This window comes from Noviherbaspirillum album, from assembly GCF_035916955.1.
In the GTDB taxonomy this organism is placed as follows: Bacteria; Pseudomonadota; Gammaproteobacteria; order Burkholderiales; family Burkholderiaceae_D; genus Noviherbaspirillum; species Noviherbaspirillum album.
In genome coordinates this window covers 21,377-32,574 of sequence record NZ_JAWIIV010000053.1, presented here as the reverse complement: position 1 = coordinate 32,574, position 11,198 = coordinate 21,377, and the positions used below count along the sequence as shown (strand labels likewise).

The 11,198-nt window shown below is 54.3% G+C and carries 3 protein-coding genes; all 3 read right to left on the bottom strand.

Features of this window, described 5'->3' with window-relative positions:
• Nucleotides 1-356: 356 nt before the first annotated feature.
• Genes RY831_RS30295 through RY831_RS30285 form a run of 3 tightly spaced genes read right to left on the bottom strand, consistent with a single transcriptional unit; the run spans nt 357 to nt 10,948 of the window.
• On the bottom strand, nt 357-6,230 hold the full coding sequence (locus RY831_RS30295) for a DEAD/DEAH box helicase (RefSeq protein WP_326510041.1): 5,874 nt from the start codon (nt 6,228-6,230) through the stop codon (nt 357-359).
• 8 nt (nt 6,231-6,238) lie between these two features.
• Nucleotides 6,239-8,341: a hypothetical protein gene (locus RY831_RS30290; protein ID WP_326510040.1), complete on the bottom strand. Its 2,103-nt coding sequence runs from the start codon at nt 8,339-8,341 to the stop codon at nt 6,239-6,241.
• A gap of 60 nt (nt 8,342-8,401) precedes the next feature.
• On the bottom strand, nt 8,402-10,948 hold the full coding sequence (locus RY831_RS30285) for a hypothetical protein (protein WP_326510039.1): 2,547 nt from the start codon (nt 10,946-10,948) through the stop codon (nt 8,402-8,404).
• Nucleotides 10,949-11,198 lie beyond the last annotated feature (250 nt).

The following is an 11,198-nucleotide window of genomic DNA, read 5'->3' as shown; positions in this document are numbered from 1 at the left end:
GGTGTCCACTTCAAATGAGGTGGACACGATCATCCTTATAGGTCACATCCGTTACAAGGTGGTTTCGCTAGGCGCTTACGGCTTATGCCGGAGTCAGTAGGAAGATCTTCCAGGGACAAAATCCATGAAACAAAAGAGAAATTGTGAGGAAACAGCACTAATCTTGCGCGAATGGGACAATTATCCTGGAAGCGTACGTGGTGCGACATTAAGCTTGAGGAATAACGCTTCTCCTTCAGACATAAGATCTGAAGGTTGGACGCGTGTTGGCAACATGGCTTGCAAATAAGGCAATCTGCCGGCGGTAGGTTGCCTAGCCGTCTAAAACGGCCGGGCAATCCTTACGCTGAACATTGCTACTTTCTAGTCTTGTCCCCTTGCAGACCGGCCAGCGCGCTTAGAGGACGTCGTTCTAAGTTATAAGTGTCCACAAAAAGCAGGTTTGGGGCCCAGTCTTTGCCTAAAGTGGATGCTTGCGTCGTAGGATCCGATAACCGCCACAATGGATGCGCGACAATTATCTTCGTCGACTTGCCACCGCCTTTGTTCTCGACGATGCAGGGCAGGTTTGAATGAGGGAGTGCTTCGTAGCGAAGGGCTCCTCTACGCATGTCAACGACTGCCTGGGCAAGACCATGCGCCCGCTCCATCCAACCCGAGATTTCAGGAAGAGCCTCTTCCCTCTTGTTTAATCCACATCCATAGCTAGGATCAACTAACGCGCGTAGATAAGAGATCCCAAGCCGCCAGTCGAGAAGGCCATGATAACGCCGGTTTCCATACCTTTGAACGCAACGATAGCATGACGTCTTACAACGCTCGGCATGGCTGCCTTCCCCGTCATCACCAAGAAAGTCGACTAGCGGCCAGGCTTTCGTATCGTTGAGAATGTTTGTAATCATGTTGATGATTTGCGGAGGACGGCCGTCCACAATCGCCTCTCCGAGGCGACGACAAAGTCCCGAGCCATTAATCAAAGCATCGGCAATTTGAAGCATTGGTCTGCCTGATCTAAGTCGAGGCTCTAGCGCTTCAAACTCGTCGGCCGACACATCGAGCTCCAGGGCAGCCTTTTGCACAAGAATATGAGTTGCGCTGATTGCCGCGGCACGTGACGGCAAGTGAGACCTACCTCCCTTACGGGCCACCAAGTCCAGTGTCAACCGCGCGTCAAAGTTTTGCAGTTCTAGGTAAATTGCGTCAGTCTTTTTGCGCGCTATCAACCCAAAATTTGCTCTGCCGCCTCCTGTCATGTCCCATCTACCGCCACCGTTTCCTAAGAATTCTGGAGCGATAGCTTGTGGCATGCCTTGAAGCGGAACTGGACGTCCTCCTCTCGGAAGAGGAACTTCTTTGTCCATCATTTCGTTCACGACATATTTGATGCCGTCGCCATCGTCATCCGAAACTCCATCATTGAGCTGCATAATCGTGACATCTGCGCCGCGGCGAACTGTGACGTTACCGCAGGCGACGGGCTCTCCCTCTCGTAGAACGGTCGCAACTGTCCTGACTGACATTCGCCCGATTTCATCTAAATCAGCCTTAGGCCGGAAGTCCGTGCGAAAGCCTGCTGGCGTCACGTAAAGGCCAAAATCTTCCGTAGCAATGGGTTCATGACAGTCGTCGCACTCCAAAGAGGTGCTAGGCTTCCTCTCGGCATATTTTGCTGACCCACATTCTTGGCAGAGAGCGACATAACTCTCGGACTCTATCCAATGTGAAATAGCCCGTAATTCCAGCCCGGCCCCCGATAATTGCGGTTCAGTGAGATTGCCAGTGAAGCCGATAACTTGATGCTTTAACTTGTCTTTGACGAGGACGGCACCCGGAGCAAACTCGAACACTGCTAGGTCGAGATCACGATCCATCGTCGACCATTCGTAAGCTGTAGTGGGTTTGTCCTCCTCTGGACGAAGGCCGAGATACAAATCCCGCACTCGGGTTGGCATTCCGTACATCGGCAGTAGGCCGTACTCAGCGAAGAAACGCGCCAATCCAAATTGCGAGTTTGGCGCGTCGGAGCGCAGGCTTTCGATTTCCTGCAGCAGTCCTTCAACAGAAGCGCTTGCCAGCAAGCTATGCCTTTGCTTTTCATTGAACGTAGCCGCATGGACGAAATTATCGCGAGCAGACACGGTTTTCTCGAGCGCTTGGCGCAGCTTTCGTGGCCAATTCGCTGTTTGGTCGTAATAATAATCGGCCGTTGTGACGTATTCACCGTGCACGTCAGGAGGGACTAGCTCATCTCCGGGATAAATTTCACCGCGCTTAGCGCACTCTTCACGCAGTAGCTGGAAGGCCGCGCGCAACCATGATTTCCTCAGAAGGCGCAAAGGAATTGGATCATGGTCGACGGCAAGAAATGGCGGCGGCGGCGGGTCGCCAGTTATCGCCTCCGGATGCGCAAAATAGTAGGCGTCGTGGCTACGGCCTCGGCAAAAGGTCACGACGATCGAAAAGGACTGGTTCCGGCGTCCCGCCCGGCCGACTCTCTGTTGATAGTTGAAGCGTTGTGGGGGCATGTTAGCCTGGTAGACGCTCTGCAACGCGCCGATGTCGATGCCGACCTCCATGGTCGTCGTGACTGACAACATATCAATTTCCGCAGCCCGCTTTTGGACCTCGGTTTCGTCCCCGACGAAAATGCCTTTAAATTTGCGCAGCCTATCGGAAAAATCGTCAGTTTGTCCAGTCAGCTCCTCGACATGCAAGCGAAAACGGCCTACACCGTCCTTCATGCTTCGAACGATGCGACGAGCCAAAAAGTTGCCATGCCAGAGAGATTGTGCCGTGCCGTCTGGCTCCGTCTCGAACTTTTGTGCGCATCGTGTGCAATGTCCCACTCCCCTGTGTAAGTGAACTCGTTCGCAATTCTTGCAGCGCCAGTATGGGTCCTCTGCGTCAGCAACCTTCAGATATAGACCTCCGATCTCAAACATGCCGCTTTTAAAACCAAGGGAGTTAAAACGGCTAAGCACTCCAGAGAGACCCTCGATGTGGCGCTGGAAGCCGAATATCTTCTCAGCCAGCCCTAACAACCGATTGTTGCGTACGTCTTCACCTACCACCCACTCCACCGCGCGACTTTCATCGAAGTATTTGTTGTTTGTGACGCGATACGCGCCGGCAAACATACGCAACCATGCGTCTATCTCATCCGCCTCTCGCCCAGTTCCGGACGATGCAGATGGGTAGGCTAGGCCGGTCTCTTCTAGCGCGAAGAATGTGTTTGCAAAAATGACGTCATCAATCAGCTCGTATTGTTTATTCAGTATCTTGCCATCGATCTCGTTCCTGTCCGCCTGCGGCAAGGTCTGAGCATATGTGACACGCCCGGACCCGTCTTCGTCGAACAATTCATGCCATGGAGCGCCCTTGTAAGTCTTGCGTCCCAATTCATCAAATGGATGTATCCCCATTTCAACGAACTCTGCCACTAGCCTGCTTAGCCCGCCGGTGTTGCCTCCATATTGCAATAGCTGGTCAAGCTTTATCTTCTTGCCTCCGCCTGGAGGTTCCAACTTCCCGTTCTGGGCGGCAAATCGTGACAGCAGTTCGCTTCTTTCTGCCTCTTGCTCTGGTCCCAAAGCTTGTAAGCGGGCCATGAATTGTTCCATCGTCATCCAGGTGCTGCCGACGTTAGCAACGCAGTCTCTTGCCGTTGCGACGAGCACCTCACGTCGCAAGTCGCGCAGGTGGAGACGCTCTATTTCTAGCGCTTGATTTGCGGCATCTTGCCGGCTATCAGAGAACACGATGCCCTTAGGCTCTGCTCCGATGGCATGTAACAGCTCAAATAACTCGGTGGCGACAAGCTGGGACGATTTGCTTACGCCAGTTCTGAATGCCCGGATTGGGGAGCGAGAACGATTCGTTGTTGGTCGGTTCGAGTAATCTGTGCCACACTTTGGGCAACAGAATGGCTGCGCCGTCTTCCGACCGGTTACTTTTCCCTTTGCACCTCTGACTGCGTCGTCTTTCTGAAAATATAAGTACCCTTCAATTTTGTCCGGGGGCACAACGTCGCCAGTAAAGACAACTCCAGTATCAGCATCTAGATATGCACGGTGCCAATCATCATAGCCTCGTTCAGAGACAGCCGGTTGACGGCGGCCTGGCCAAAACACAGCGAACTCTTCGAATGACATTCGATCGTAGTACTCGGTCGCCGCTTTTTCTGGCAAGCTTTCGAGATTCGCGGACGCGGGCAGCAATTCGGTGGCGCCGCCAGCTCCACTGGCTTGTCCACGCTGCCCGCCGATCAAGAGATCTCCGCACGCTTCGCAGTAGAGCAGTTCGAACAGGCGCCGACCACGTTGTTCGCATATTGCTTTAGCATGCGACATACCTCGCTCAATCGTTAAATCGCCATACGTCACGCCTTGGCTCGTGGGCCGTGGCGCCGCAAACAAACCTTCAATATTACGGATGAACGTGTGAACACGGAAGGATGGGGTTTCCCTTGCGGGCTCCTTGTCCCACAGGCCAGATTCGGCAAGGGCGCGCGCAAACATTAACCCTCGCAACGACAAGCCGAAGTCTGCGCAGCCCGGCCGAAACACCTGCTTAGCAATGTCAGAAAAGCTGCGCGCACGCACCCCCTTCCCATCTCGGCATGCATGCGTGAGCAATGCCGCGCTTGATTCTGCCAATTTCTTTACTGTTTCTGCTTCTGATAGCCCTACAGCGCCGAAAACGGCAGCTGCGGACCTGATTGCAACCTCTAACTTTGGTGTCCTGTCGATTTTAGCTACGGAGTCTAACCGCCCTTCCATTCCTGCCCTAAGCAGATCGGCGAACGGTGCGCCGTCGACTTGTCCGCTTGGCGGTTCCGGAATGTATGGATGTCCCTGCACCACACAGCTACGCCAGAAATCGGCATTAGTCACTCCCTCGTCGTGGGGACGGCTGCTTGTTCCAAACGGCGCGAAAAGATCGCGCAGATATTGACAAGACTGGATGCCTTCATCACCTTCGAGCGGCAGCGATGCTGAAGAAGCGAGTATGCGCAGCTTCTGTCGGTGCGCCGGATGTTCTAAACCGAGGCGCTCAATCAGGGATTTGATCAAATAGGCAACTTCCGTCCCAGAAGAGCCACGGATGAGGTGCAATTCATCAAAAATCAGATAAATGTACGCGTCCTCGTTGCCTAGCAACCATTGTCGCGTCTTGTCAAAAATCGGGTCTTCTACTTCGCGAGACAGCATCGCGCCAAGCATAGATGCGTTAGTCACCAAGACGTCAGGTGGCGAATCTTGCATATCCCACCGCGATGACATCTCACCTCCATCGGCAGATGGGAAAATATACCGAGTCTTGTCGGGCGGCGCTTTTCCTAGCGTTTTGGCTTTTTCCTCAGCATTTGCGTCATGCAGCCGTGCAGCAGTTTGATTTTTCTCAATTGTTTTCATGGCAAGGCGAAGCTGCTGGCCACGACGAGTACGGCGGCCACGCTCAGCCTTGTGTCCCGCCATTCGAGGATGCTGTTCATATCCCGTTACAGGCACGGCGCTTGTATACTGCCCAAAGAAGACACGGTTCCCCGCAAAACGCATATCCATGACTTCGTGTGCCGAAGTCGAGTCAAGCGTCTTGCGCAGCCGAACCATCTGATCCTCGACCAAGGCGTTCATGGGATATAAAACCAGCGCGCGCACCGCCGCCGGACGATTTTCCCCGTTCCGGCGTGCCGACCAGCGCGCTCCTTTTTCTCGCCACCAATCACGTTGAAGAAATCCTTCGGAAGGCGCTTTCCAGCTTACGGCCTCGTTCGCGATTGCGGCGAGGACGGGGAGCATGAAGCTCTCGGTCTTCCCGGAACCTGTGCCGGATGTGACAATCCCCGGCTTCCCAGGTGAGATTCCACGCGCAAGCATCTCAACTTGATGCTTGTAGGGAGCGAAGCGTGACTGTCGACGAATGTTCCCTTCGGTCGTGTCGCCGTCGAACAGCCCGGAGAGCGCCAGCTCAACGAACGCCCGCCGTCCTTCTGGCTTCAAGGAAGAAAGGATGCCTCCAGGCGCGGCGGCAAGCTGCTCAAGCGTATCTTCGCTTGATTGGTAGCGCAGCACGGGCTCTATAAATGGTTCGGTTGTGAGGACATTTGTGGCTTCGAGCAGTGCTCGCCGAGCCTTCGCTACGGTCGAATCTGAAATGCGGAAGTTTGTCTCAACATACGAGATAAAAAATTCTTTTATGCGACCAAAGCCGCCGACAGGGTCAAGCATCACGTCTCCTAAATTCTGTTTTGCTGATGTTGCGCTGCAGTGTCTTGTAAGCTAGCCGATTGTGGTCGCGCGAACAGACGCGCGAACGCACCTGCTAATTCTTTGTTCGGAGCGCCAGCTCCTAACCGGCCCGCTTCAATGATTGTCCGTGCTGCGCGTAGCGCCGCCGAAATAGTGAGATTGACGCCGGCATCCGCCATCACCCCCATGCCCAGCAACAGATCTTCAGCACGTTCGCCTACTTCTAGGCACGCCGCATTTTTTCCAGCTAACGCCGCTGCCGCGATCAATGCTGCGTTGCCTGCAATTGCGCCTGTGATATCGAGCAGCACTGCGTGATCCCGCAGGTTCACGGATTCCTCGCAGTCGATGTCCTCGACGGTGCAACAAAGCAGCATCTCACGAGGAAAATCGCCGTCGCGCGCATGACGCGCAAGCGTTGGATACCAATACATCGCGCCCGAGCGTTCAATACGATCGACAGTGCAGAGTAAGGTGGGTGACGCCCCTTGCTCTGCCATATTACGCGCCTCTGAAAGCGCTGTCGGCAATCCAGTTCCTGCCCGAATCCAAAGGTCCTCGAACGTGATAAGCGTCGGATCGGCCTGCATGCGTACGGACACGCCACCCGACACAAGGAATTCGCAAATTCGCAAGAAATCGCTGCTTTCAGTGCCCACCAAGATAGGAACATCCCCGGCAAGCATAAGCGCCACGAACTGCTCCATTATTTCCTTGCCTTTGCTAGTTAAGAGCGGAAAATCTCGGATGCTTTTCCCAAGCGCGCCTGGTTTAACGACGCGCTCGCTCGTCGGGGCACGGATCGGCATGATTGCCCGATTTAGCTTGGTCGGCACCGCGTTGTACGAGTCCTTCGTCTGTGAGTGCACCCGCTCCTGTTCTTGCTGAAGCTGTTCAAGTCGGAGGAGCGAGGCAATCTCCTTGTCGCGAAGATCTGTGGCGTTCGTTTCCAAATCGGCGACCAGCTTATTCAAGGCTTCCACTTCACCCACGATGTGGTTGTGCTGCTGCCTAACGTTGGCTAGTTCGCGTTCGTGCTGCTCCCGAACCGCAGCGTACTCTCGGTTCAGCTCGGAGCGACGAGCTTCCTGGTTTGCCTCAAGCTCCCGTGCGGCATCGGCGGCGCGGCACGTGACCATTGATTCAACCTCTTCACGCTTAGCCTTTTCGTATGCCGTCACTTCTTTCTGCACGGCCAACAACTTGGTCCTTCGAGTCTCCTGCATTTCTCGTTCAATTTCGACTTGCGCTTGCAGTCTCGCCGCTTTCTTTATTTCCTCGCGTGCGGCAGCCGCTTCCTCCTCGAGCAAACGGGATGTTTTCGGGTCACGGCGGAAGGCGTCCGCGATTTGGCGTAGCAATGCGCGGTCTTGCGCCAATTGTTTCGCTAGGTTCCCAGATCTGAGCGCATCGTGGGCAGCCATAAGGTCCTTGCTGTCTGCAGTCAGTTGCTGCGAAGCAGTCTGCGCGTGCTTTTCCAGCCACACGATGAGCTCATCCGCTCGGGTATCATGGGCACTGCAAAGAGCGCGGACAACGCGGGCTGCGTAATCGGGGTCAGGTGACCAGTCGATGTAATCAATTGCTTCGACTTCATGCTTGAAATCATAAAGAGTGAGCATCGAGCTCCCCGCCGGCAACTGCACCAATGAAGACTCATCATACTGGTAGACTTGAGCGCGCAAATTTCCAGGCGACAAAAGCACTGCGCCGTTATGACGGCGAAGATCGACCTTCATAACTTTGTCATCCTGCATTCGCACTATCCATGCGCCGCTCTGATCTGCGTGGGTCACGCCCTCTATGGTTAGGATGCGACGAACGCTATCGATAGAACCAAAATCGGAGAGATCAAGGTAGCGGTACAGTCTCCTGTGATGCGCAGCTGCCCAACCTTGTCGCGGACTTTTCGTAACCTGAAAGCATAGCCATTCACCGGGCTTCAGCAATTTCGCTTCGGCCGTGCGAAGCTCCACCTCGCCTGCTTTGTTAAACAGCTTCTCTGGATGTGGAACCGTCACCCATTCCGAGAGCTCCCAACGAGCGGTTACCCCGATTGTGGCCGCAATGTCATGCTCGTGAAGCTTCACGCATCGTCCTGCGTACCATACTGTGCTAGTTGCCATTGCAATATTTTTCGTGTTCTTAATTTATAGTTTGAGGTGCCCAGAGCGCCATTGCGGCCGTAGTCGGCCAGAAGACCTCCGAGCGACAGAGATAATATAGCCCGCACTTTCTACGATGACTTTCGAAATGCCTTTAATACAGCCGGGCATCAGACTGCTCAGCCAAGCAGCATCTTCCTCCGTGCAGGGATAGACATACGATTCATCAATCGGACCTGCCGCGCGCAGTCGTCGACGCCTGAGCGTGGCGGCAAGCAGGTCCGGCAATCCTCCATCTTCGGCATCTCTCACTAAGCGATCGCCCTCGAATCGAAACAGCGTCAACCCTCCCGCGGCATAGGCAGCAATGATTGCGGACGTCCGCGATAAATAGTGATCTGTTCGGCCACGTTGGACGACGCGGTAAATGTCGTGATCCAGTCCTTGCTGATGGGTTCGTCGAGTCAAATTGACCGTGCTTTGCGTAGCTTGCGTTGCGACAAACCTTTTCTGATGCCAGTCCCAAGTTGAACCAACTTGGTATAATTCTGCATGCCGATTCGTCTTGCGCAGAGCTAGCGGTTGCTTGCCTGGCGCGGCTGGCGCGTCCTCGACTTGCCAGCCTAGGCGAGCGCCAATGCTCCGGGCAGATACGCCAAACGCCCCGTAAACAACTGGTGCCCACACGCTAGCCCCTAGACGACGAAAACATTGTCCACCTTCGGATTCGACGCATAGTTGCAGCTCGTCAACTAGATTCTTGCAGAGTGCGCCTTCCACTAGAAGCAGTTCCCCTTCCTCATGTGATGCAGTTACAATCTTTGGCGGTGCCGGTGTCCATACTCTTCCTCGCCAACCGTTTCTTAGTCGTGGCTCAATCACGCCTGCGTCATGCAGGGCACGAAGCATTGGCCAAGGCCGCTGCTCGAACTCTTCGGCGGCTCGCTGGACGATCCGTACAAGATCGGCTTCTTCCCATCCTTTCGCTCCAGAAGCGTAAACTGCTTCGAGCAAATCATCGCACCGAGACTCGCCTTGTTCCCACTGAAGAGGGCCTGTGTCTCGTAGCACCATTGGCGCGCGCTGTACGCTGTCCCAATCAACGAGAGGCTCAAGTTGACGTCGGCTGCCGTTCAGCGCTACGTGAGGCAACGCATTGGCGACAAGACGGAAGCGCAAACGCCAGGGGGACCGCCGTTCGTGTTCTTTGAGCATTGGTTCAATGACGTATGAGCCGTCGGTCCCCCGATCACATATTAACTCCCCACTATCACTTACGGAAAGGGCGCTCAGCTGAACATCTTCTTGGTCAGATCGAACAATGAGGTCTTCAGAATCAGCATCGATAGAAGGCAGGTAACGGGATCGGCCTAGCCAAGCGGAGGCGACGCGAACGCCGCCATGCAACGTGGGCCGATAAATTGTTTCCGTTGTGGGTTGAAACAGACGGACGTTGAGAAGGCCTTGCTCGACTTTTCTTTTCGAAATCGATGAAGCGCTAACAAGCCAACCACCACTTGGAACGAGCCCGCCAAAATACTCCTTTACCGTCGCTTTTAATCGATCTGCGAAGGCGACATGAACTTTTCCGACACATGCTCGAAGGTCCGCCTCGGCCTGCCATCGGCCGATTCCAGTTTGGCGAAAGAAAATCACCTCTCGCCGCAATCCGGCACCTAGATTTGCGCTAACCGCTGCATCGATATGCCGGAGAGCAGAGCCAAGCGAAGCATAGACGTGTTTTTCATCTGCATTGTCCCTACACGCGAGGAATTCAAATTCACTATTTTCATTGAACACGAGCTCCACCCATGCGTTGAAGGGATGATCTTCGTTGCTTACATGGACGCGTTGAAGGAGTCGCCAGAACCGATCGTCGGCTAACGCGCGTCGATTCTGCAGGTACGATTGTTTAAAATCTTCGAACGCTGATATCAACCCAAACGAAAGACTTTCGTCAACAAGCTCCCTATCAAACTCGCGTATCAGCACACGTGGATGTGCCAATGCGGATGTATTTTCGTTGACAAATCGTTCGACGACCCGGATGTCTTTTCGATTCGGGAAGGATAGGCGTCGCGAGTAACCGATATGCGTCCACGTGCCAGGATCTGGAAGAACTAAGCGACGAAACGGTGCCCCCTCGCTAGCTCGCTTCTCAAGCCAATGAGTAAGAAGCTCCCACATAAGAGCAACTCCATGCAACTCAGCAAAGCTGTAGTCCACTTGCAGCCAATTGGCAAGTTTAGAACGAAACGCGCCGGAAACATACTCGCCGTCGAGCAGGCTGTCGATAAAGAGAGTCAGCGCAAGATAGCAAAAGAAATTGGGAGCAGCGGGCGTGCTGCCGCGATGGCTGCCAATGCGTAGAGCCTCCCACAACAAGTGATCTGATAGCAGCATGCGTCGAAACGCATTCTCGACATCCCGCTCATGCCCAGCAGGAGCTTCAAACGCATTTGCCAATGTGGTGGCAGTCACTTCAAGCGAACGTATTTCGCTAGCGTCCCCGTTTGGGCCCACCATCAAAAAATGTGCGACGAGCGCCCGCTCCCACTCTTCAAAGTTTGTAGGTGGCTTCCAAATGCTCACGGCGAAATTGTCCTGGTTTGAATACGGAATCGTAAGAGCCGCCCGAACACCTTAGGTCTCATCTTCGCATTTTTCCTCTACCTTTTCATAACTGCGCCACGGGCCATACTTCGATGCGGGAACCTTCAAGGAGATCTGGTACCCGCATCGCCTCCGCGCCCACGCGCTCATGTTAGGAAGCACCGAAGTTCTGCTCGTAGGGCCTCCGTTGCCGGCGGCGGAGCTTGCAACTTCTTTTCCGTGATATCTG

What these genes read in the sequence shown, in the direction of transcription:
- RY831_RS30295 (WP_326510041.1), bottom strand. Translation starts at nt 6,230, where the DNA reads ATGCTTGACCCTGTCGGCGGCTTTGGTCGCATAAAAGAATTTTTTATC.